This is a genomic window from Neptunomonas sp. XY-337 (assembly GCF_004959845.1).
GTDB lineage: Bacteria > Pseudomonadota > Gammaproteobacteria > Pseudomonadales > Balneatricaceae > Neptunomonas > Neptunomonas marina.
In genome coordinates, this window is record NZ_SPLL01000003.1 from 274,521 (window position 1) to 298,643 (window position 24,123).

The 24,123-nt window shown below is 50.9% G+C and carries 25 protein-coding genes; all 25 read right to left on the reverse strand.

Going from position 1 to position 24,123, the window contains the following annotated elements; genetic code table 11:
- On the reverse strand, window positions 1-413 hold a 413-nt coding region (locus E4L36_RS17905), incomplete at its 3' end, for a hypothetical protein (protein ID WP_206064534.1).
- Window positions 414-417: 4 nt separating this feature from the next.
- The gene (locus E4L36_RS08430; protein ID WP_127694480.1) at window positions 418-1,191 is read right to left on the reverse strand and encodes a ParA family protein; all 774 of its coding nucleotides are present in this window, start codon (window positions 1,189-1,191) and stop codon (window positions 418-420) included.
- A gap of 83 nt (window positions 1,192-1,274) precedes the next feature.
- Window positions 1,275-2,435 (reverse strand): chemotaxis response regulator protein-glutamate methylesterase, encoded by a 1,161-nt coding sequence (locus tag E4L36_RS08435; protein ID WP_136680249.1) that lies wholly within the window; start codon window positions 2,433-2,435, stop codon window positions 1,275-1,277.
- Window positions 2,436-2,458: 23 nt separating this feature from the next.
- The gene (locus tag E4L36_RS08440) at window positions 2,459-4,516 is read right to left on the reverse strand and encodes a chemotaxis protein CheA (RefSeq protein ID WP_136680250.1); all 2,058 of its coding nucleotides are present in this window, start codon (window positions 4,514-4,516) and stop codon (window positions 2,459-2,461) included.
- A 12-nt stretch (window positions 4,517-4,528) separates the two neighbouring features.
- Complete coding sequence (locus tag E4L36_RS08445; RefSeq protein WP_136680251.1) at window positions 4,529-5,350, reverse strand: protein phosphatase CheZ; 822 nt, start codon at window positions 5,348-5,350, stop codon at window positions 4,529-4,531.
- A 23-nt stretch (window positions 5,351-5,373) separates the two neighbouring features.
- Window positions 5,374-5,760, reverse strand: a complete 387-nt coding sequence (gene cheY / locus E4L36_RS08450; protein ID WP_206052674.1) for a chemotaxis response regulator CheY — start codon at window positions 5,758-5,760, stop codon at window positions 5,374-5,376.
- A 111-nt stretch (window positions 5,761-5,871) separates the two neighbouring features.
- Window positions 5,872-6,582 carry an RNA polymerase sigma factor FliA gene (locus E4L36_RS08455; protein WP_127694476.1) on the reverse strand — a complete coding sequence of 237 codons (711 nt, stop codon included), beginning with the start codon at window positions 6,580-6,582 and terminating at the stop codon, window positions 5,872-5,874.
- A gap of 24 nt (window positions 6,583-6,606) precedes the next feature.
- On the reverse strand, window positions 6,607-7,422 hold the full coding sequence (locus tag E4L36_RS08460) for a MinD/ParA family protein (protein ID WP_136680252.1): 816 nt from the start codon (window positions 7,420-7,422) through the stop codon (window positions 6,607-6,609).
- Between the two features lie 14 nt (window positions 7,423-7,436).
- Window positions 7,437-8,930 (reverse strand): flagellar biosynthesis protein FlhF, encoded by a 1,494-nt coding sequence (flhF, locus tag E4L36_RS08465; RefSeq protein ID WP_136680253.1) that lies wholly within the window; start codon window positions 8,928-8,930, stop codon window positions 7,437-7,439.
- Window positions 8,931-8,966: 36 nt separating this feature from the next.
- On the reverse strand, window positions 8,967-11,081 hold the full coding sequence (flhA, locus tag E4L36_RS08470) for a flagellar biosynthesis protein FlhA (protein ID WP_127694473.1): 2,115 nt from the start codon (window positions 11,079-11,081) through the stop codon (window positions 8,967-8,969).
- Window positions 11,082-11,201: 120 nt separating this feature from the next.
- Window positions 11,202-12,347 (reverse strand): flagellar biosynthesis protein FlhB, encoded by a 1,146-nt coding sequence (flhB, locus tag E4L36_RS08475; protein WP_136680254.1) that lies wholly within the window; start codon window positions 12,345-12,347, stop codon window positions 11,202-11,204.
- Window positions 12,348-13,127, reverse strand: a complete 780-nt coding sequence (gene fliR, locus E4L36_RS08480; protein ID WP_136680255.1) for a flagellar biosynthetic protein FliR — start codon at window positions 13,125-13,127, stop codon at window positions 12,348-12,350.
- Between the two features lie 3 nt (window positions 13,128-13,130).
- Entirely contained in the window at window positions 13,131-13,400 is a 270-nt protein-coding gene (gene fliQ, locus E4L36_RS08485) for a flagellar biosynthesis protein FliQ (RefSeq protein ID WP_136680256.1), read from the reverse strand.
- Between the two features lie 8 nt (window positions 13,401-13,408).
- Window positions 13,409-14,143 carry a flagellar type III secretion system pore protein FliP gene (fliP, locus tag E4L36_RS08490; RefSeq protein WP_127694469.1) on the reverse strand — a complete coding sequence of 245 codons (735 nt, stop codon included), beginning with the start codon at window positions 14,141-14,143 and terminating at the stop codon, window positions 13,409-13,411.
- Entirely contained in the window at window positions 14,140-14,562 is a 423-nt protein-coding gene (gene fliO, locus E4L36_RS08495) for a flagellar biosynthetic protein FliO (protein WP_136680257.1), read from the reverse strand. The genes fliP and fliO overlap by 4 nt, the downstream gene beginning before the upstream one ends.
- Window positions 14,559-14,945, reverse strand: a complete 387-nt coding sequence (fliN, locus tag E4L36_RS08500) for a flagellar motor switch protein FliN (RefSeq protein WP_136680258.1) — start codon at window positions 14,943-14,945, stop codon at window positions 14,559-14,561. The genes fliO and fliN overlap by 4 nt, the downstream gene beginning before the upstream one ends.
- Window positions 14,946-14,965: 20 nt before the next feature.
- Entirely contained in the window at window positions 14,966-15,946 is a 981-nt protein-coding gene (gene fliM, locus E4L36_RS08505) for a flagellar motor switch protein FliM (RefSeq protein WP_136680259.1), read from the reverse strand.
- 21 nt (window positions 15,947-15,967) lie between these two features.
- Window positions 15,968-16,486, reverse strand: coding sequence for a flagellar basal body-associated FliL family protein (locus E4L36_RS08510; RefSeq protein ID WP_136680260.1), 519 nt, complete (start codon window positions 16,484-16,486; stop codon window positions 15,968-15,970).
- Between the two features lie 84 nt (window positions 16,487-16,570).
- Complete coding sequence (locus E4L36_RS08515) at window positions 16,571-18,412, reverse strand: flagellar hook-length control protein FliK (protein ID WP_136680261.1); 1,842 nt, start codon at window positions 18,410-18,412, stop codon at window positions 16,571-16,573.
- 53 nt (window positions 18,413-18,465) lie between these two features.
- Window positions 18,466-18,906, reverse strand: a complete 441-nt coding sequence (fliJ, locus tag E4L36_RS08520; protein WP_136680262.1) for a flagellar export protein FliJ — start codon at window positions 18,904-18,906, stop codon at window positions 18,466-18,468.
- Complete coding sequence (fliI, locus tag E4L36_RS08525) at window positions 18,903-20,264, reverse strand: flagellar protein export ATPase FliI (RefSeq protein ID WP_136680263.1); 1,362 nt, start codon at window positions 20,262-20,264, stop codon at window positions 18,903-18,905. The genes fliJ and fliI overlap by 4 nt, the downstream gene beginning before the upstream one ends.
- The gene (locus E4L36_RS08530) at window positions 20,239-21,033 is read right to left on the reverse strand and encodes a flagellar assembly protein FliH (RefSeq protein ID WP_136680264.1); all 795 of its coding nucleotides are present in this window, start codon (window positions 21,031-21,033) and stop codon (window positions 20,239-20,241) included. Before E4L36_RS08530 ends, fliI begins: the two co-directional genes overlap by 26 nt.
- 10 nt (window positions 21,034-21,043) lie before the next feature.
- On the reverse strand, window positions 21,044-22,042 hold the full coding sequence (fliG, locus tag E4L36_RS08535; protein WP_127694460.1) for a flagellar motor switch protein FliG: 999 nt from the start codon (window positions 22,040-22,042) through the stop codon (window positions 21,044-21,046).
- Window positions 22,032-23,711: a flagellar basal-body MS-ring/collar protein FliF gene (fliF, locus tag E4L36_RS08540; RefSeq protein WP_127694459.1), complete on the reverse strand. Its 1,680-nt coding sequence runs from the start codon at window positions 23,709-23,711 to the stop codon at window positions 22,032-22,034. Before fliF ends, fliG begins: the two co-directional genes overlap by 11 nt.
- Before the next feature lie 27 nt (window positions 23,712-23,738).
- Window positions 23,739-24,089 (reverse strand): flagellar hook-basal body complex protein FliE, encoded by a 351-nt coding sequence (fliE, locus tag E4L36_RS08545; RefSeq protein WP_127694458.1) that lies wholly within the window; start codon window positions 24,087-24,089, stop codon window positions 23,739-23,741.
- Window positions 24,090-24,123 lie beyond the last annotated feature (34 nt).

A 24,123-nucleotide genomic window follows, 5' to 3' on the forward strand; every position in this document is an offset into this window, starting at 1 on the left:
TCTGGCTCTGGCTCTGGCTCTGGCTCTGGCTCTGGCTCTGGCTCTGGCTCTGGCTCTGGCTCTGGCTCTGGCTCTGGCTCTGGCTCTGGCTCTGGCTCTGGCTCTGGCTCTGGCTCTGGCTCTGGCTCGTTAGCAAGTGTATCTTCGCTCAAGCCAACTGCAACGCTCTCAGAGACCTCACTACCTTCTGTTTGATCCTCAATAAGAGCATCACTTTGATCATGCGTATCTTCGCTAGCCGCCACTTCCGCAACAGGAGTAGACGCGTGCTCGTCCTGCACTTCTGCTTCGCTTAATTGTTTCTCTTTTTCCGCTGATGCCTGAACATCTTCATCAGCAGGATCTAGCAAAAGCGCTTCTAAGTACTCAAGAACAACTTGCTGTTGACGTCCGCCATTTTCTTTTTCTGACATCTACTTAACCTCGTTGCTCTATCAAAGAACGTAACAGCCGCGCATAAGCATGAACGCCGCGGCTGCCGGAATCTAGTTCAGAGGGCACAACGCCCTTCATGCTGGCATTTCTGAATTTGGTATCAACCGGAATAACTGCGCTCGCTAATTCGTCGGGGTAGCACTTGTGTAGCTCTCGTAAGCAACGCACTGACGCCTGCGTGCGCCTATCATAAAATGTCGGGATAATCGTATAGGTTAACTTCTTCTTTCGCGCCCGATTGATCATGCTGATGGTGCGTATCATTCGCTCTAGGCCTTTGAGCGCTAAAAACTCGGTTTGTGCCGGCACAAGTAAGTGATGGCACGCTGCGAGAGCATTCACCATCAGCACACCCAAAACAGGTGGACTGTCGATCAATACGTAGTCGTACCTATCCGTTAAGTGGCGCAGAGCTTTCGCTACCTGTAAGCCCATCCCTTCATGCTCTACCGCGCGCCGTTCAAGTGTTGCAAGCGCAGTAGAGGCGGGGAGGATCTGAATCTTTTCGACATTGGTTGGGCGAATGAGTGCGTTAACCTGACTTTCGGTCACATCTTTTGTCGCAACAAAAAGGTCGTAGACACTATGCTCAAGATCATCAGGTTCATAATGAAAGTAGCTCGTTAATGAACCGTGCGGATCCAGATCCACCAAAAGCACGTTGTAACCCACCTCAGCTAAGAGCCCGGCTAGTGTCACAACGGTTGTGGTTTTTCCAACACCGCCTTTCTGATTTGCAATAGACCATACCTGCATATAACAGCTACCTGAATCTGAAACACATTCTAAAAGATGATTAAAAGTATAGTTAACTGTAGCAAGATTGGAGCGCGCAGCAGCTATCGTTTGCCGCGCGCTGATAGATGACGTCCGATATCATCTAGGTGCAATATACTATCAGCCAAGCCAGCCTTAACGACGGCTTGAGGCATACCGTAGATAGTGCAGCTTTCTTCATTTTGCGCCCAAACAGTGCTACCAGACTGCTTCAGCAAACGGGCCCCATCTGCGCCATCAGCTCCCATACCGGTGAGTGTTATGGCTAACACACGATTACCGAAAGCTCGCGCCGCAGACGCATACGTAATATCAACACTCGGCCGATACGTTAAGCGCTCATCGCCAGGCAGAACTTTCACTCGATCATGGAGACGAGGGTCTAAGATCAGTTGCTGCCCACCAGGTGCCAACAACGCTCTGCCGGGCTTCAGCTGATCACCATCTTCCGCTTCTTTCACTTCGATCTTGCACTGCTGATTCAAACGCGCAGCAAACACCGACGTAAACGTTTTAGGCATATGCTGAATCAACAAAATCGGTAGCGAGAAATTCGCAGGAAGCTCCATTAAAATCTTCTGCAGCGCAGCAGGACCACCCGTTGAAGAACCGATTAGCACAATCCGGCAACTATCAGGAAACTTCGCTCCACCGGCCGCCGGCGAGCTACGACGTGTTACAGGAGCGGATGCTGGTCTGCTAGACACCGATGCCGTTGAACGTGCTGGCGCTTTAGTAGCGGTTTCAGGCTTAAAGGTGTGAATTGAAGATGATTGCGCCGAAGCGCCACGCGACTGGCTGAATACAGAACTGCGGATAAAACGCTTACTGCCGCCTAACGCCACTACCCGCTCAACAAGCTCATTACGCATCGAGTTAGACTGATCAATCCAAGCCCTGATATCTTTCGTTAGGTAGTCTGCAGCACCCGCATCCAGAGCTTGCAAGGTGACTTGCGCCCCTTCATGCGTCAACGATGAAAGCATCAACACATTAGTGGGGCTTTCTCGCATGATGATTTTGACCGCCTCGATACCATTAAGCTGCGGCATCTCGACATCCATAGTAATGATGTCTGGCTTGAGCTGGCGAGCCATATCAACCGCTTGACGGCCGTTGCTCGCCATTCCAACCACATCTAATCGTGAGTCTGCCGACAAAATATCGCTAATTCGTTGCCTAAAAAAGCCTGAATCATCCACGATAAGTACTTTGATGGGCATGAATACTCGCTTAGTTGATCAACTTAAGAAGCGTAATGCTTCAGTAAGTTTGGAATATCGATTATGAGCGCGATACGCCCATCACCTGTGATTGTAGCGCCCGATAGACCCGGGGTGCCGTGTAAGATTGTACCTAGCGGCTTAATCACGACTTCCTCTTGCCCAACCAACTGATCCACAACAAAGCCAACACGCAGTGTACCGACAGTCACTATAACTACATGCCCCTGCTCTGGAAGATCCGCGTACTCTTGCCCTTCAACAAGCCAACGCTTCATATGGAACAGCGGTAACGCTTGGTCGCGGACAATAATGACTTGTTGACCATCGACCACGTTGGTTTGCGTCAGATCAAGATTGAAAATCTCGTTTACGTTAACCAGTGGCAACGCGAAGGCCTGACCTTCCAAGATGACCATCAACGTTGGCATGATTGCCAGTGTTAGCGGCACTTGTATAGCAATTCGGGTGCCCTGCCCCATCACAGAGTCGATGCTTAGCGTGCCATTAAGTTGAGTGATCTTGGTTTTAACAACATCCATCCCAACGCCACGCCCAGATACGTCAGACACTTCTGTCTTTGTCGAGAAACCAGCTTGGAAAATCAGGTTGAAACACTCTTGCTCAGATAGGCGATTAGCAGCCTCCTGATCAAGCATACCTCGCTTAACAGCCAAACTACGCAGCTTTTCAGGGTCCATACCGGCGCCGTCATCCTGAATAACCAGTAGGATGTGATCGCCTTCTTGCTCAGCAGAGAGCAGCACATGCCCCTCTCTAGGCTTACCTAGACCTTCACGAATTTCCGGCGACTCGATACCGTGATCCACCGAGTTGCGCACCAAGTGAATCAGTGGATCAGCCAAAGCTTCAACTAAGTTTTTATCAAGATCTGTCTCTTCACCACGCAACTCCAGACGAATCTCTTTCTTCAAACTACGGGAAAGATCACGAATCAAACGAGGGAAGCGACCAAATACCTTTTTAACTGGCTGCATTCGCGTTTTCATAACTGACATTTGCAGGTCAGCAGTGACCATATCCAGCGTGCCAAGCGCTTTGGTCATCTCTTCATCTTCGCGCATCGCACCCAACCGCACTAAACGGTTCCGAACGAGTACCAACTCTCCCACCATATTCATGATCTTATCGAGCAAACGCGTATCAACACGGACATTACTCTCAGGAGTCGCAGCTTTGTTTGCGGCAGGCTTTGCAGCGCCAGTGTTCGCCGCAGTGGCAGGTGCTGCAGGAGCAGCAGGCTCAACCTCTTTAGGAGGCTCTTCAACGACAGGTGCGGCAGCCGGTTCAGATGACGCAGCAAACGCCCCTTTCCCTTGCGACTGGAGGTCATCCAGTAGTTGCTCAAACTCGTCTTCGGTTATCAACTCACCACCGTCAGCGACGCCAGCAGGTTCAACCGCTGGCTCGCCAGCATCTTTACCCGGCGCACCATTTTTTCCATGCAAATCATCTAACAGCGCTTCGAATTCATCTTCGGTAATCAGGTCATCATCAGCTGCGCTAGACGCTTCAGGCTCTGAGCCGAGTAACATGTCGAACTCATCATTAGCAGAAGTACTGCCGGCAGCGGTCTCTTCAGCCACAGGTGCTGATACCTCTTCCACCGGTGGCGCAACAGGCGTAGGTTCCGGCGCGGAAACTGGAGCTGGCGCCGCCGCGGGAGCAACCTCACCACGAGCATACGCAGCAAGCTGCTGAAGTAACTGAGGATCAGCAGGCTCAGGCTCTTCACCTGCGCGTACACAATCGAACATGACATTCAAAGCGTCGAGTGACTGCAGCACGACATCCATAAGCTCAGACGTCACATGGAGCTCACCATTACGCAACAGATCAAACAGGTTCTCTGCGTTATGGCAACAGTCCACCATGGCTTCTAATTGCAAGAATCCCGCACCACCTTTAACGGTATGGAACCCTCTAAAGATTGCGTTGAGAAGATCAGAATCCTGAGGACTTTTCTCCAGATCAACCAATTGCTCAGATAATTGCTCTAGAATCTCTCCTGCCTCAACAAGAAAGTCTTCAAGAATCTCGTTATCAACGTCCAAACTCATAGGAAACTCCTATTAAAAGCCTAAGCTCGAAAGTAGCTCATCCACGTCGTCCTGACTCTCAACCACGTCGCCTTTGTTTCGCTTCGATCCAATTTGCGGGCCTTCTGCCGCAATGGGGTCTTGCTGCGCTTTATCTTGGGCAGCAGCTTCCGGCTCTTGGGTGTCATCTTCGATACCGCGAATCAGATCAATTTTGGCAGCCATATCCATCAGCTGAACCAAGCTCGACTCCACCTGTGTGACCAACGTAATCACCCGACGGATCAACTGACCGGTGATGTCCTGATAGCTTTGCGCCACAAGGATGTCAGTCAGTTGAACTCGCATCTCCGCTACCGTTTGCTCAGATTCCTCTTTCAACTGACAAGTGCGATCGTAAACGCCACGCAACCCTTCGAACTCGGCTTCAAGCTGTCCAACCAAAGAGAGTAGCTCTTGAAAGCGCGCAGCCTGGTCATCCATTTTATCGACAAGCGCTAAAGACTTATCGACTCTGTCCATCGTTTCATGAGAAGTTTTTTCTGTCAGTTCAATCACATAGGACAATCGTTCGGACGCATCGGCCATTCCCTGAATAGACTCGATCGCTTGGCCGCCGCCTAAGTCATCAAAGTTAACGCCGTCAGAAAACGACTTAATCGCTTCATGCAAGCCACGCGTTAGATGCCCGACCTCGTTGTAAAATGCTTGGTGCTTTACCTGCTGCAGGTCATTGATGATGTTGAAAGCAGAAGCCATGTCACCATTTTTTAACGACGACGTGAGCTCCTCAGCTTTGGCTTGCAATACTTCATCGATGCAATCCAAGCCAACTGTAATATCTGATTCTGGCATACGGAGATTTCCCTTGACGATAATCAGCCTTCGATGCGTTCGAAAATTTTATCGAGCTTTTCTTTTAGCACTGCGGCAGTAAAAGGCTTAACTACATACCCATTCACTCCAGCTTGAGCAGCAGCAATAATTTGTTCGCGCTTCGCTTCTGCTGTCACCATCAGGATAGGCAAACCTGCCATTTCGGGATCGGCGCGTACGGTACGTACCAAATCGATTCCCGTCATTCCAGGCATATTCCAGTCTGTCACGAGAAACTGGATACCACCTTGCTTCAATATCGGCAGTGCAGTTTTACCGTCATCAGCTTCAATCACATTATTGAAACCTAGGTCTCGCAATAAGTTTTTTATAATTCGTCTCATGGTAGAGAAGTCATCTACTACAAGAATCTTGATGTCTTTCTTCAAGACAGAATCCCCCAATTCGGAAACAAAAACAAAACGGGCTTGAATCCAAACCTTAATTTGCCTGTTTCAAATCTAGACCAAATTTCAGAGTTTTGTGGAACGGAAAGAAATTTATTGCCAATCTCTTAATCGACCACGGAGTCGATGTGCAGCTTGACTATGAATTTGACTGACGCGTGATTCGCTAACGCCTAGTACTTCGCCAATCTCTTTCAAGTTTAGCTCTTCGTCATAATATAGCGACAATACGAGTTTTTCACGCTCAGGAAGGGAATCAATCGCGCCGACAAGTGCGCTCATGAAAGCATTTTTCTCAGCATGGATGCTTGGGCCAGGATCATCGCCCGAAAGCTGCTCTCCCGGTCCCTCTTCATCGTTTCCGGTGAGCGTTTCAAAACTGAACAGGCGGCTCTCAACAGAGTCTTTCAGAAGATCATGGTACTCGCCTACAGAGACACCCATCTCTTGAGCGATATCAGTATCAGACGCATCTCGCCCAGTGGCAGCCTCCACCTTTTGGATCGCTTCAGAGATACGGCGCCCATTACGATGCACAGAGCGCGGTGTCCAGTCACCCCGACGCACTTCATCAATAATTGAGCCACGAATGCGAATACCTGCATAAGTTTCAAAGCTCGCACCTTTGGAAGCATCATACTTCTTGGCAGCTTCCAATAAGCCGATCATGCCGGCTTGGATGAGGTCATCAACCACAACGCTCGCAGGCAAACGCGCCATGAGGTGGTGAGCAATGCGCTTTACCAGCGGCGCATGCTGCTCAATTAAATCCTGGCTTGAAGTAGTTTCTAGTGGGTTGTACATGGAACCCCTTCCCAGCCCCAAAAATTAAACACCTTGAACTAAACGCTCAACAAAGAATTCCAAATGCCCCCGTGGCACATTTTGAATAGGCCACGCATCAACTTTTGTCGCTAATTGGCGATAGGCCAAAGAGGCTTTTGACTTCGAAAAGGCTTTCAGAACAGGCACTTGCCGCTGAACAGACTTTCGAACATTCTCATCATAAGGTATTGAACCGACGTATTGAAGCGTAACATCAAGGAAGCGATCCGTCACAGTGAGCAGCTTATTGAACATATTTCGCCCCTCAGTGTCGGTGGCCACCATATTGGCAAGCACTCGGAAGCGCGTCATCCGGTAATCGCGATTAAGCAGCTTAATCAAACCATAGGCGTCCGTGATAGACGTAGGCTCATCGCACACAACCACCAGCACTTCCTGTGCTGCACGCACAAAGCTGACAACAGAGTCGGATATTCCAGCGGCCGTGTCGATCACCAAAACGTCGATTTCATCCGCCACTTCGTTGAAAGCATAGATCAATTCAGCATGTTCATGGGCACTCAGCGCTGTCATCTCTTGCGTTCCAGAGCACGCGGGAACAATTTTCATATTGTCAGAGACATCAATCATAACGTCACGCAAGGTGCACTCGCCGGCCAACACATCGCCAATGTTCCTTTTAGGACGCAGCCCCAACATAATATCAACGTTCGCCAACCCCAAATCAGCATCCATCAGCAGTGTTCTATGCCCCATCTGAGCCATAGCCATGGATAAGTTAACGGAAACATTGGTTTTACCCACCCCGCCCTTACCCCCGGTGACTGCGATAACTTTTACAGCGTGCTTACTATTCATGCGATATCTCTACGCTAGCCAGCCGATGGCAACGTAGAACCTCCTTCGGCAGCCAAACGAGCACGCTCCCGCTCGCGCTCTAACGTTTTTTGAGCCGTCACAACAGCGCGACTCACTAGTTCATTTCGTTGCGCGACCTCTATATCATCCGGCACTTTCTGGCCATCAGTCACGTAAGCGATTGGCAAACCACGCTCGATAGCAACGGTCAGCGCCTCACCCAAGCTTCCAGACTCGTCCATCTTACTCAGGACGCAGCCATTAAGACCCACACTGTGATAGTTGTCATAGGCATCTTCTAGCACCTGACGTTGACTCGAGCAGGACAACACCAATAGCTTTTTCAAGCGTACCGAAACGTCGTTAAGCATCTCTTTTTGCGCTTCACTCGGGCCTTCATGCTGGCTCATACCGGCGGTATCGATAAGCACAAGCCGTTTTCCTCGCAGCGACATTAACACCTCGTCCAAGGTGTGATTTTCATCCACAACACGCACCGGCACATCCAGAATACGCCCGAAGGTACGCAACTGCTCGTGAGCCGCGATGCGGTAGCAATCAGTTGTGACCAGCGCCAATCCGGCACTGCCATGCTGCAGCACATAGCGTGCTGCTAGCTTACCGATTGTCGTCGTTTTACCCACACCAGTTGGTCCAACAAAAGCGATCATGCCGCCACGATCGATGTAATCTTCACTCATCGTAGGAATCGCTTCGGTTAACTTTGACAACGTCACCCGCCACGCTTTAGCTACATCAAGATCAGACTCTAAACCACGCGTTAACTGCGTAATCACGTGCTCACCCAAACCAATTTTTTCAAAACGACGTGTCAGCTTTCCTACTAGCCCAGCAGCGGCCGTCTTCGCTGGAACAGACTCCTCTACCCAAACTTTACCTTGAGGCGAGCGCTCCTGCGCTTGCTGGGTTTCGAGTAACTGTTTGAGCTGGGCAATCTCTGCCTGCATAGAAACAATCGTTTCTTGGTTTGCAGCATGATGATCAAGCGGCTGAGCACTCAAGCCTGCAGCTGGTGTGACCTCATCAACTTCCGGTGCGGCCACAAAGGAATCATCAAGGCCATAACCCTCGTTAACATCCGCTTGAACCTGCTGCTTTTTCTGGCGCTCGCGCAGAGAAGAGAGGATGGTTTGCAAGTCCTCGTCATCTTCAGACTCGACCTGCATGTTGCGCGTCGGCTCCGGCTGATATAAGCCACCTGCCATACGCTCATTAGCTTCAGCTATTTTAAGGCGCGTGTTCTGCAGCTCCCGCGAAAGCGCTTCTTGCGATGAACCAGCGGTACTATCATTTCGTGCTTCCTGCCGTGCTTGATCGCGCTTAAACGCCGCCTGGGCTGCTTCAAACTCCTCCTCGTGAGCCGCAACAACCTCAACACCACCCGCCACACGATGGTTAGAAACGATCACTGCATCCGGACCGATCTCTTCACGAGCTCGCCGCATAGCCTGCCGCATATCCGGCGCAAAGATACGTTTCACCTTCATTTCGCTTCCCTCAAAAAGAGCACCTCAGCACCCCACCTATCCATTCTGACCACCGACTGTCGCTACGATAGTGATGCGCTTATTTTCCGGTATCTCTTGATACGACAAAACATGAATAACCTGCTCGCCGTAACGAACAAACTTAGCCATCAACGGCCTAACGGGTGCAGCGACTAGCAGAACCGCCGCATTTCCTAACATCTCTTGCTTCTTCGCAGCTTCAATCAAAGAGCTTTGCAGCCGCTCAGCCATACCCGGTTCTAATACCATGCCATCTTCGCCAGCCTGCTGACTCTGCTGTACAGAGCCCAATAACAACTGCTCTAACTGCGGATCCATAGTGATGACCGGCAGCTCTGGCTCTGAGCCATTGATGGTTTGCACAATCAAGCGCGATATCGCCACCCGTACCGCAGCCGTCAACACAACTGGATCTTGAGTTCGCGTGACCGCATCTGATAGCGCTTCCGCGATACTCCTGAAATCCTTCAGCGGAACATGTTCCATTAGCAAGCTTTGCAATACTTTCAGCAACGCACTAATCGACAACTTTCCGGGCACTAGCTCTTCTACGAGTTTAGGCGAACTTTTCGCCAGCATATCAAGAAGTTGCTGTACTTCCTCATGCCCCAGCAGTTCGTGTGCATGATTTTGTAATATCTGGTTTAAGTGCGTAGCAACCACCGTACTCGCATCAACCACGGTGTAGCCCAGTGTTTGCGCGTGTTCACGCTGTCCTGACTCAATCCAGGTAGCATCCAAACCAAAAGCGGGGTCTTTAACCTCCACACCTTTCAATGTGCCAAATACTTGACCTGGGTTAATCGCCAAATCTCGATCTGGGTAGATTTCAGCCTCGCCAGCTACTACCCCCATCAGCGTAATGCGGTAGGCGCCCGGCATGAGATCCAAGTTATCGCGAATATGCACAGAGGGCACAAGGAACCCCAAATCTTGAGATAACTTTTTGCGCACGCCCTTAATTCGGTTCAACAACTGCCCACCTTGCAACTTATCCACCATCGGAATCAGTCTATAACCGACCTCTAGGCCGATCATATCCACAGGCATTACATCATCCCAATCCAGCTCTTTAGCCTCTTCCGCCTGCTCAGCCGCCTGTTCTGTTTCGGCGGAAGCACGCTCCTCTTGAGCGGCTTGACGCTCCAAGCTCCGCTTGTGGAATAACCATGCTGCACCACCTGCCAATGCCGCCAGCGATAAGAACGCGACATGTGGCATACCCGGTACAATACCCATGATAAACAGGATGACAGCCGCGACAGTAAGCGCTTTGGGCGAACCAAACATCTGCGAGAAGATCTGCTTACCCATATCCTGCGAGGAGTTTTGTCGCGTCACCATAATAGCGGCAGCAGTGGATAACAACAGGGATGGAATCTGTGCAACCAGACCATCACCAATCGTCAATAAAGAGTAGTATTCGGCGGCCAGATCAAACGACAAGTTATGCTGCACCATACCGATCATCAAACCACCTAAGATATTGATGACAAGAATCAGGATACCCGCAACAGCATCACCACGCACAAACTTGGAAGCACCATCCATCGCACCGTAAAAGTCCGCCTCTTGTGTAACGTCTTGACGGCGCTCCTTTGCCTCTTCTTGGTTAATCAACCCTGCGTTTAAGTCGGCATCAATCGCCATCTGCTTACCAGGCATAGCATCTAGCGTAAAGCGAGCACTCACTTCGGAGATACGCCCAGCACCTTTGGTAACGACCACAAAGTTGATGATCACAAGGATCAAGAAGACCACGATACCCACGACGTAGTTGCCGCCGATAACAACCGAGCCAAACGCCTCGATCACCTTACCTGCAGCATCACCACCTTCGTGTCCATACAACAAGACAACCCGTGTTGAGGCGACGTTCAACGCCAGACGCATCAACGTAGCCACCAGCAAGATGGTCGGGAAAACAGCGAAATCCAATGGGCGCAACGAGTAAACACTCACAAGCAAAACCACGATAGAAAGCGCAATATTGAAGGTAAACAGAACGTCCAACAGAAATGGCGGAACGGGTAGCGTCACCATCGCCATAATGGCGAGCAGAAGCAGAGGCACACCCAAGTTTCCTTGGCTTAGCCCCTTCACGTTCGAAATGAGTGCAGCTCTATCCAACACAACCCCAAAAGCCAAAATATTGACACTAAAAAATAAATGACATTTATTTGACGGAATGACCGTCCACCTGTGGCGATTTTACGACTCAGCAGCTAATCCATGCAATATGTACGCCATTCAAGGATCCACTCGATAGTCATCCGGTATCTCGTACTCACGCTCATTCGGCAAGCGAGGCTTATCAGCTTGGCCTTGTGCCTCCTGATAGCGTCGTAGCTGAAACACATACGCCAACACTTGCGCGACCGCTTTATAAAGAGCTGCTGGAATTTCCTGATCTAACTCGGAGTTGTGGTAAAGAGCACGCGCTAACGCCGGTGCCGATAAGATCACCACATTATGCTCCTGCGCGATTTCACGGATTTTTAGCGCGACAAAGTCAGCCCCTTTTGCCACCACAATTGGCGCTCCGTCACCATCAGCAACATACTTGATCGCAACCGCATAGTGAGTCGGGTTGGTAATAACGACGTCCGCCGTCGGCACTTCTTGCATCATTTGGCGCTGGGCTATTTCACGCTGTAACTGACGAATACGCCCTTTTACCTCAGGTTTACCTTCGGTATTTTTCATCTCATCTTTCACTTCCTGCAGCGTCATTTTCAACTTCTGCGTGTAGTCATAGATCTGAAATGGCACATCAATTAAGGAGATCAGAATTAAGCTTGTGGAGATAATTAAAAATGCGATCCCCACAAGATGAAGCGACTCGGCAACCGCGCGGTTAACATCTTTGTTACCCAACGAAAACAGATCAGGCTGCAAATAGAGCAATACGCCAATCGCAAATGCAGCAACCAGCAAGAACTTCGCAAACGCCTTAATCAACTCGATAAGGGACTTTAACGAGAACATCCGCTTGATACCGGCTAACGGATCCATCCGATTGAGTTTAGGCTGGATAGCTTGCGTACTGAAATTCCACCCTCCCAAACCGATGGGCCCGAGAAGCGCAGCAAGCAACACAACGGCAAAAAATCCCGCCATCGCTAGAAAGCCATCAATAAGAGCATTGGTGAAGTGAGAGATCATTAAACGAGAGTCAAATAGCTCATCACGCCTAAGCGCAAGGTTATCCGATACAAGCGTCATCGCCGCCGTCGCGATCTGCGAGCCAAACATGAGCAAGGCACCCGCTGCAACCAACAAAAGAACGGTAGCGTTTAACTCTTTCGAGCGCGGAATATCGCCCTTCTCACGAGCATCCTGCAAGCGTTTGGGGGTGGGGTCTTCGGTCTTCTCCTGGCCGCTTTCCTCTGCCACTTACGCTCCTCCCATCAAACCAGCAAGACGCTCCAGCGCATCTGCCGCCAAAATCTCAAACTGCCCCAGAAAACCGGATAAGCTCATCCACGTAAAGAAAAGACCCAGCATCATCGTGAATGGAAAACCAATGGCAAAGATATTCAACTGCGGCGCCGCCTTAACCATAATACCGAAGGATAGATTCACCACCAGAAGGGCCACCACAATCGGCAACGACATCAACAACGCACCCGCGAACATCCATGAGCCCGACAGCGCCAACTGACTCATTTTCATGGCATCAAGACGCAACTCTGTCACCGGCATGATATCAAAGCTCTCTGCAAGCACGGTGATCATCACCAAGTGCCCATCCATTGCCAAGAACATCAATGTCGCCATCATCAGGTAGAATTGGCCAAGCACGACCACTGATACGCCATTAGCAGGATCCGTCATCGAGGCAAAACCCAAACCCATCTGGTTCGATATTAACTGACCACCCACCGTAAAGATCTGGAAGAAAACCTGCATGGCAAAACCTAGCGCCGAACCGATAAGCACCTGTTGAGCCACCAGTAGCATGGTATTGAGCTCGATACCGACCAGCACGGGCGGCATCTGCAGTACAGGCAAAATCACTAGCGTAATAGCAACGGCAGCGCCAAGGCGAATCTTCATCGAAACGATGCGGGTGCCAATGACGGGCATCGCCATCAGAAACGAAGCTACTCTAAAAAACGGGAGCAAAAAAGCACCAACCCAGCGCTCAATCTCGATCAGGCTGATCTCATACATACGCTAGCCGATCATGATAGGGATGGCTTCGAAAATCCTGTTAAACTCATCCGTCAATTTATTGACCATCCACGGCCCCATCCCCATGACGATTAACAAGATAACAATCAAACGCGGCAGAAAGCTCAAGGTTTGCTCGTTGATTTGTGTGGCCGCCTGAAAAATCGCAACCAATAAACCCACCAACAAACTTGGCAACACAATGACAGACACCAGCAGCACCACTAACCATAGTGCTTCACCGAACAGATCAAGGATTAACTGTGGTGTCATACCGCCTCCTATAGCCCGAAGCTCGCTGCCAGCGTACCGATAATCATCGCCCAACCATCCACCAGTACAAACAGCATGATTTTAAACGGCAATGAGATAATCACAGGCGACAGCATCATCATACCCATCGCCATTAAAACACTGGCTACCACTAAATCAATGACCAAGAACGGGATAAAGATCATAAAACCGATCTGGAAAGCTGTTTTTAACTCGCTGGTCACGAACGCTGGCACAAGCACAAAGAAAGGCACTTCACTGGCACTGGCAACCGGCGGCGAATCAGACAGACGCATAAATAGATTCAGGTCATTCTCACGCGTTTGGTGAATCATAAAATCATGCAGCGGCTCACTCGCGCGCTTCACCGCCTCTAGTGGCGCCAACTCTTCATTGATGTAAGGCTGCACTGCGCGCTGGTTAATCTCCTCAAGCACCGGGCTCATAATAAAGAAGGTCAAGAATAGCGATAGCCCCACCAACACTTGATTCGATGGCGTTTGCTGCAAGCCCAGCGCTTGGCGCAAAATCGCAAAAACAACGATGATGCGTGTAAAGGAGGTCATCATCATGACAATGGCTGGTAGGAACGTCAGCATCGTCATCAAGAACAGGATCTGCAGCGTTACACTATAGTTTGCTCCATCCTCGGTGTTCGTAACACTCACAGCCGGAATGCCAACATCAGCAGCAAAAGCTAACGGGGATAACAGGAATAGAGGCAGCCATAACAACCTGATCACGGCTTATCCTCCCGCTGCATCGCCTGTCTAAGGCTCACGGCAAACGTTTCTTTGGGAGTGTCTTGAGGGATGACCGGCTCATCATATGAGGCAAGATGGGAAATACTGCCTGCGGTTACGCCGAGCAACACTTGCTTCTCGCCAACCTGAACAAGCATGACACGCTCACGAGTACCTACAGCTAACGTGGCCACTACCTTCATTTGCTGATGCGCGGCATGCACGCCGTTAATCCGTTTAGCTAACCAAGCAAGCAAAAAGATAGCCGCCAACACAACACCTAGCGCCAGTATGACCTGAGCTATCGACGAGCCTGTCAAAACTTCCTGCCCTTTTGCAAGCGTTGGCTGCTCAGCAGCAAGAGCTGCTGTTGATCCCAAAGCCCCAAGTGAAGCAATGAAGCGCGTGAAAGCTCTCATCGCAAGCGTTTGATGCGTTCTTGCGGACTGATAACATCGGTTAGGCGAATACCGTAGCGATCATTCACAACCACCACCTCGCCATGTGCGATCAGCGTGCCGTTCACCATCACATCTAATGGCTCACCAGCGACGCGATCCAGCTCAACAACTGACCCCTGCGTTAGCTGCAACAGATTGCGGATAGAGATATCTGTATTACCCACTTCCATCGACAACGTCACAGGAATATCCAGAATGACATCTAGCTTTGGATCAGCAACTTGCTGGGAGTCATCTGTCAGTTCATCAAGATCAACAGACTCCGCTGCTGTCGTCTGCTCCGCCATCGCTGCTGCCCACTCATCAGCCATCGCTTCCTGATCGACATTTTCATCACTCATATGAACTCACTCAGACTCGTTTAGTCGTTATTAGATATTTGCTTGGTTACTTTTGCTGCTAGATTACCGCGAGATGTGCCCATTTTACACTGGAAAAGCGGTACTGAATTGGCTTTGAGTGTTAGATGCTCGGGGATCTCAATTGGGATGATGTCGCCCGCTTCAAACTCCATGATATCGCGCAATGTCATCTCGCGCTCAGCAACAGCCAAGTTGATCGCCAATGGTGCAAGCATAATATCGCGCTGCAATGCATGCTCCCAACGGGAATCTTTCTCGTCTTCGGCTGGCTGGAAGCCGGAAATCAGTACCTCGCGGATCGGCTCCAGCATGGAGTAAGGCATAGTGATATGAAATTCGCCCGAACCACCCTCAAGATCGACTTGAAAGGTACTCACCACCACAACCTCGCTGGGGCTGACGGCATTTGCCATCGCTGGGTTCATCTCATGGCCGATATACTCAAACTCAAGCCCCATCACCGGACGCCACGCCTCTTCTAAGTCAGTAAAAAAGAGGTTGAGCGCTTTGTGAACTAGGCGTGTTTCCGTCGGCGTAAAATCGCGCCCCTCAATCTTGGCATGACGCCCATCACCACCAAAGAAATTGTCCACCAACTTAAAAACGAGCTTGGCATCCATGATCACCAATGCAGTGCCCCGCAACGGCTGAACCTTCACAAGGTTCATACTCGTAGGAACATAAAGTGTATGGATATAGTCTCCGTACTTCATCACCTGCACACCATCAACGGTGACATCAGCGGGGCGACGTAGCAAATTAAAAAGGCTATTGCGAGTATGGCGTGCGAAGCGCTCATTGATCATTTCGAGCGTTGGCATGCGGCCACGAACGATTCGCTCATGGCTCGCTAGATCATAGGGACGAACCTCCCCCTCTTCGAGCTCTTCAGGTTCTTCAGAGGTCTCGACATCACCATCGTCTACACCGTGAAGAAGCGCATCGATCTCATCTTGAGAGAGAAGGTCTTTAACCGACATTACAACGTTATCCCAGCTGGGTTACTGCATCACGAAATTGGTAAACAGGATCATCTCGATGCCTGGCTTACCAATCTTCTCTTGCAAAATACTTTGCACAAGCTCAGTGGATGCGTCACGCAGTTGCTGCTTACCCTCAACACTTTGCAGGGTTTCAAACTGCTGACTTGCAAAAAGCGCATTTAACCGCGACACGATAAGCGGCATGTGTAAGGTCAGCGCATCGGCTACTGCCTGATCACGGCTTTTAGCCTCAACAAATGCTTGCATATAATGACGTTTGCCATCACTAGACTGGAGCGTTGCTACAAAAGAGGGCTTGCCTTCCAAGGTACGGACTTTGGTGTAAATCGCTGCTTGACGCACTGGCTCCGCTGGAACCTCAGCTGCCGCTTCCTCACTATTACCGCTCAAAAAGAAAAAGGCGCCGCCAGCACCAAGTGCCGCTACAAGAATTGCACCTAGAGCGATAAAGATGATCATCTTCTTTTTCGACTTACCGCCTTCAGTTGCTTCTTCTGCTGCCTGCTCTTCTGCCATGCTAAATCTCCTAACCTATTATCTCATTCATCCACGAACATACTAGGATAGTATAAATATAACATAGAGATAGCGCGAACTGAGTTACGCGTAATAGTCGACTAAATTCAGGTTTTGAGCGCGATTCATCGGTGCATTTTGGCCAGTGTCAGGTGCACCACTTCCTCCCTCGACATACTGGCCGCCAGATTCACCATTCTGCGCACCTCGATCCTGCGATGATGACTGATCTCCTACAGAAGATTCAGCAAGATCAAGCCCCTGCTCTGCCATCATTTCGCGCAAACGCGGAATGCTTTGCTCCACCGCATCACGCACATTCGCATGAGGAGAGGTAAAGCTAACGTTCACACCCTCTTGGGTGACTTGTAACTTAACCTGCAAACTCCCTAATTCAGGCGGATCCAACTGAATCGTCGCCGTTTGAACTTGCTGTCCGGCGGCCCAAACTACGCGTTCAGATACAGCCTGCTGCCACTGAGGATGTGTTGGCAACATCCCTTGCGGCATACGTGCTTGAACCTCAGCACTCGGCCTAACTAAGGTCGGCTGATGCGAGCTACCGAGCGTAAAGCTCTCTAACACTTTGCTAAGCCCTGTATCTTTGCTTGCAGGCTCGGCTGTTTTTGCGGCAGAGGTCGACTCGCGTTCAGCGACCAACAGCTCTGGCGCTGCAGTATTTTGAGGGCCCTGTGGCTGGTTATTGATAATGCCAGACTGAGTAGGGCGATGAATGGATTGTTCTGGCCGATTATCAGTGGTCGGCTTTGCTACCACGTCTTGCTGCGCAGTCGCTGAACTCGCTACATTAACGCGATCCGTTTGCGAGCGCTCGGTGCGGCTCGCATCTTTACCTGATTCCCTTCCTGCTTCACGTGGTGGCAAAGGTGTTGCGACAACTGATTGTGGGGCAGAAGTACCCGCTACTGATGCCGTTTCGTTTACAGGTGATTTAGCCGCTTGCGCCTCAGCAGCAGTGCCCTGTTCGTGTACAGCAGACTCATCACCACGAGTGTCTGGTTCCGTATTTTGGGCTATATCTTGCTTAGCAGGCGCTGTACTTGCTTGTTCGGTAGTTTGTGCGCTAGGTGCACTCTTTGGCGCTGTATCAACAACGTCGCGCTCCTGAGCCACAGGACTCTCAACAGACACCTCTGCTCTGATGCTTGGCTCTGCCTGATCAGGCGCTACCTTAGCGGTCGTTGGAGTTGGCGCGACAGTAGCTGCTGCGATAGGTGCCGGCTTCTTGTCCGGCTGAAGCTGATCAGCGGACGCTTGTATCGGCTGTCCCTTCGGCTCGATAGCTCGCGTCGCTGGCAAAACAGGTACGTCCTTTGAAAGATCAGGCTCTTGCGGCGTAACGGATTGCTCATCTGATCCGCGACCCGCCGTTTCAACCGTTCTGCGCACGTCTTGCGCTTGAGGGCCTGTTACTGCGCTATCTTTTGCAGACTCAGATGACTGAGAGGACGGCACCTGGGTGGTGGGCGACACTCCCTGCGAGGAACTATCCGCTACCGCCGTTTGCACCACACCATCTGTGACTGGGCTAGAGGGCCGACTGGGCTGCTCGCCTGAGCGCTCTAACTGCGCAGCAAAGGCCGCAATGGCCGCCAACAGCTCCTCACTAAGCGGGAGTGTCGCCCCCTCTTCTGGCGCCACATCGGCACTCAACGGGGCAGCCTGCGGCAAAAGCTCGCCACCTTCAGGCAATAGATTTCCGCCGACAAGCTGACTTTTAAGCTCCGCCAACGCTTCAGGTGTGACAGCATTCGGAGCAAAACCGAGTTGTGACATGATCTGGCCAAACTGCGGCGTAGCGCCCTGCGCACCCCCTGCGCCGAGTAACAGCTGATTAAACGTCTGGCCGCCTTGTCCACTAGACAACTGCAAAAGCGAGCTAATTTGATTGAGCTGAGGAGTCATATAGCCACCCGTTGAGTTTTATTCTACTCAGGGACAGCAAAAACAAGGCCAATTTAGAGAAAGGCTGGTTTAGCGCGTTGATTAAGCTCATCCAGCTGTTTTTGGAATGCCTTGTCCGCAGCCTGCTCTTCTTCAGTTTTGGCCTTCTCGATCAGGGCATCAATCCCCTTGTGTCGAGCATACTGCTGGGCCCAATACTGTTTAACCTGTGCGAGCTGCTCCTCGTGTACCACCATGGTCTTTTTGTGCTGTCCGATAGTGGCCGCCAGTTTTCCGAGAAAGGCTTGATAGTTTTGAATCTGATCCGGCGCTAGCCCGCGCGCCAAGGCAAGCTGGTATTCCTGCTGATACTGCGCCAGATAGGACTCCAGCTGCTCAAGTTGAACCTTGTCGTTTTCCACACGCTGCAGCTGCTCGCTTAAAAAGCGCTCCGCCTCAGCTTTTTTACGCTCAGCAAGGTCGAGTACCACGCCTAAACGTTTTGATCGTTTCATCCATTACCTCGTGCAGGCGGTTCAGCAGGCTGCAACGCCATGGCCATCAATTGCAGACTTTGCTCTATGTTCATCGCCTCATGCAACCCTTGCTGCAAAAACTGCCGCAGTGTCGGCATACGCTCAATCGCAAAGTCGGTATCAGGGTCACTGCCTCGCACGTAAGCCCCCACAGCGATGAGGTCAGCATTTTGCTGATATTTAGAGAACAGCTGCTTAAAACGCATCGCAGCCGCCAAGTGCTCCGATGGTACCACTTGCGGCATCGCACGGCTGATCGAAGCCTCTATGTCGATAGCGGGATAGTGCCCTTGCTCCGCTAGACGACGTGATAACACAATATGACCATCCAAGATGGCACGCGCCGAATCGGCCACAGGGTCTTGTTGATCATCGCCTTCCGTCAGCACCGTATAGAATGCGGTTATTGAACCCTGCCCCGTTGCATCGTTTCCGGCTCGCTCAACCAACTTTGGTAACTTAGCAAATACCGACGGTGGATAACCTTTGGTGGCAGGGGGCTCGCCAATGGCAAGCGCAATCTCACGCTGTGCTTGTGCATAACGTGTTAGGGAGTCCATGAGTAGTAGAACACTTTTACCCTGAGCACGAAAATACTCGGCTATCCGTGTTGTCAGCTGCGATGCTCGTAAACGCATAAGCGGCGAGTCATCAGCCGGCGAGGCAACCACCACAGAGCGCGCCAACCCTTCTGGGCCTAAGTTGTGCTCAATAAACTCCTTTACCTCCCGGCCACGCTCACCGATCAGACCCACGATCGTGATATCCGCTTCTGTTGCTCGGGTCATCATCCCAAGCAATACCGACTTACCCACACCACTACCGGCAAAAAGACCTAAGCGCTGACCTTTGCCGACAGTCAGTAACGAGTTAATCGCGCGAATGCCCACATCTAATGTGGTGTCGATAGGGTGGCGTTCCAACGGATTAATCACTTCGCCCGCTAGCGATGCGGAGTCGCTGCAGTTGAGAGGCCCGCGTCCATCTAGTGGCTCTCCTACACCATTCAGAATGCGCCCGAGTAAGTTATCCCCAAGAGGTACATTGCGCTCAGCCCCAAGCGGCGTCACTTTAGCGCCTGCCGACAGCCCCTCAACAGGCTGCAATGGCATCAAATAGATACGATCTCCAGAGAAACCGACGACCTCAGCCTCAATGTTTTGAGTGTCCGAAACATGGATAAGGCAGTTATCGCCCACAGCAACCTGTAAGCCTACCGCCTCAATCGTCAGACCAATAAGGCGCGTGATTTTGCCTTCTATAGTAGGTGTAGGAGTTTTAAGCGGAGCTTGCCGAACCTGCTGGATAATCTCATTCAGGTTGCGATGATGTTTCATCTTGCGTACCTTGCGCTGGGTTGTGCAGAGCGCCTTGTAAGCGCTGACGGACCTGCCCAACTACGTTAGCAAAACGCTGCTCAATACAGTAGTCAACAACACTGGTATCGGTCGCGACTTTACAACCGCCAGCTGCAATCGAGGCATCAGCCGCAACAGTCACGCGGGTAGGTTGCTGCTCAGCGAAGCGCTGTGCAATCTCATAGTCTTCAGATGCAACATACACCATCAACTGCCCAGATGCCTCAGGAAGGGCTGCAACCGCCTCACTAATAGCGAGCTGTATCGTTTGCGGTTCGCTCGATATTTGGTGGCCCACAACCGCCTGAGCAACCTCAATCGCCATCTCAGTAACTAACGTTGCTAGCAACGCTTCTTGCGCTTGCAGTGGGGTATCTAGAGTGGCGAGCAATGCCTGTACTCGTTGAATTTGCGCATCTATGCGCTGCTGACCATCGCTAAGACCCTGTGTCTGCCCCGCCTCTTGGCCTTGTTGAAACCCCGCATCGTAGCCCGCTTTCTTACCCTCTTCAAAACCCTCTTCACGAGCTTGTTCACGGATACTCTCAAGCTCAGCTAAGGTCACCTTTTCTGCAACGATCTCTTCTTCAACAACCGATACGGGGTCGGGGGTATCAACAGTCTTTGCGTGCAGACCAACGCCGCTATGGCGGCCAACCTCTGGCAATTGCCATATCTCTGTTGTGACCTGCACATCAGACGCTTTAATTCGTACAGGGAGCTTTTCCCCAAAGACATTCCTAGCCATCTATACAGCCCTAGAGCATATCATCGCCGCCACCCAGCATGATTTCACCATCATCCGCCAAGCGTCGCGCCGTCGCCAGAATCTCTTTTTGCGCCTCTTCCACTTCACTAACACGTACCGGACCTTTCGCTTCAAGGTCGTCTTTAAGCAGCTCCGCAGCACGTTTAGACATATTGCGATAGATCTTATCCTGCAGCGCACTATCAGCACCTTTCAGGGCAAGCAGAAGCACATCTGTGGAGATCTCCCGCAGTATCACCTGAATACCCCGATCATCCACATCGATAAGATTATCAAATACGAACATCAGATCTTGAATCTGATTCGCAAGTCCTTCATCCACTTCACGAATATTCTCCATCAACTCAGCTTCAATTGAGCTTTCGATGAAGTTCATAATCTCAGACGCTTGCTTCACACCACCCAACACACGGGACTGCCCAGAACGAGAGCTGGTGAACTGTACTTCGAGCATATCGTTCAACTCTTGCAGCGCCTGAGGCTGTATTCGATCCAGTGCAGCAACCCGCATCATAATATCGAGCCGCACTTTGTCATCGAAAAACGCCAATACACTGGCAGCCTGATCTGGCTCGAGATAAGAAACCACCACAGCTTGGATCTGGGGGTGCTCAAAGCGAATCGTTTCTGCAATCTGACGCGGCTCCATCCAGCGCATCGTATCAAGGCCGGAGGTGTTGGTGGTTGCAAGGATTCGATCAAGCAAAGTCTTCGCCTTCTCTTCACCAAGCGCTTGGTTCAACATAGCGCGAATATAGCGATCGTTATTGATACCAATACCAGTTTGATCGCTGACAAGGTGCATAAAATCCGACACCACACCCTCGACACGCGATTGAGGGACATTATCAAGCTGAGTCATGGCTTCGCCGATAAGCTGGACCTCTTTAGGCCCGAGGTGTTTAAGGACTTCAGCTGCATCCTCTTCACCTAAGCTGATCATCAAGATCGCAGCTTTTTCAATGTCCGTTAGCTCTTCATCGCTCATCGTCACCAATCCACTGTTTTACCGCTTGCGCGACACGCGCTGGGTCTTCAGCAATCATGCTGCGCACAGCGTTGAGCTGATATTCAAAGCTTTCATTCGGGGTGGGCATCATGCCATCACCGCCAGTACCAAACGTCACCTTATCAGAGGCAAGCTCGCCGCTATCCAAACCCTCTAGTTCAGCAGCAACCCCTCCAGAACCATCAGCATCGCCATCGACTGGCGTTCCACCCGCCGCAGCTAAGCTTTTCATAATAGGCCGCAATACTGCGAAGATCAGGATAATCACTAGCAAGAAAGCACCCACTTTCTTTGCAATATCCCAAACGAAAGGCTCCATCCAGATTGGTACATCTTCATCTGTGATCGGCTGCTCGGGAACAAATGGAGAATTAATGACGTTAACGCTATCGCCACGCGCAGCCATATAACCGACGGCATCCTGTACGAGAATTCGTAGGCGCTGTAGCTCATTTTCAGTCCAAGGAGTTTTAACAGAATCCCCAGATGCTGCATCCACAGACACTAAATCATCAACCACCACGGCGACGGTGATTCGTTCAACTTTACCGCTCTGGTGTTTCGTGTAAGAGATAGAGCGGTCTAACTCAAAGTTGCGTGTCGCTTGCTTTTTCGAGCTGCCGGGCACAGGAGCGTTAGGCGCCGCCGCACCCTCACCGGCAACTTCAGGCACGGCAGTAGGACCTGGCGGCTGGTTCGATAGTGCGCCGGGAATTCCCTGAGCAGCCGCAACCCCAACACGGTTCTCATCTACAGTTTGCTCACTGCGTAACGCCGGCAGATCGGGGTTATACAACTCATCGGTTTGCTCAACGGAGGTGAAGTCCACATCCGCTGAGACCTCAGCGCGGAAACGCCCTTGCCCAACAACCGGTAGCAAAATACTGTTTACACGGTTTAACAGCGTCTCTTCGACTTTACGAGCATACTCAAACTGCTTGGCAGCCAGCACCACATCTTCATCTTCATCGCGCGTGTTAAGCAGATGACCACGCTGGTTGACGACAGTCACGTCTTTAACATCCAGCGCTGGAATTGAAGATGCGACGAGGCTAGCAATAGCAGCTACCTGTGTACGCTCAAGCTTACGTCCCGAGAAAAGCTCTAAAAAAACTGAAGCACTCGCCGGCTTCTGATCTCTGACAAAAACAGTTTCCTTCGGTATCGCAAGGTGTACCCGAGCACTACGTACTGCAACCATACTAGAGATAGTACGCGCTAACTCACCCTCTAACCCACGCCGGTAGCGGGCATTCTCCATAAACTGACTCACACCCAAGCTTTGCTCTTTGTCGAGCAGTTCAAAGCCCACGGTTTTATCAGCAGTGAAACCTTCGGATGCCAGTTTTAAACGGGCCTGATGAACATACGCTTCGGGCACCAAGACCGCACGCGCATCACCTTCAAATTTATAAGGAATGTTATAGAGCTTGAGCTGTTCGATGACTTCATTCGCATCGACAAACTCAAGATTGGAGAAAAGCACACGATAATCAGGAGCTTTAGACCAGAGCACAACAGCAAAACCGATCGCGATGCTGGCGGCCAATCCTACCATCAAGCCAAACTGGCGCAGAATAGTGAGCTTGCTAAAGCCCTCCATTAAACTTCCGGGCCCTGTTTGAACAGTGACAGTATTGTTATCCATAGCTGCTGTTTTTAATTCTTATCAGCCTTATACAGGCATTTTCATGATGTCTTCGTACGCTGTAACCAAACGGTTGCGAACCTGAGTCATAGCCTCAAAAGAGACCGATGCTTTCTGCAATTGAACCATAACCTGTGTAAGCTCAACGCTAGGATCGCCCTGCTCATATGCAGTCGCCATACGCGATGCCGTCTGTTGCGTTTCGTGAACCTTATCCACCGCGGTCTTTAAAAGCGTGCCGAACCCTTCCGTCTTTTCTACAGGCTGAGGCGCCATATTAGGAGTCAATTTATTGACATCCATAACACCTTGCTGTGCATCTGCTTTCATTGCACGCATCTGCATAAGAACACTATTGATATCAGCACGTTCGATCATAGCTAACCCAAGAATCGTCGGTTTATTGGCATTA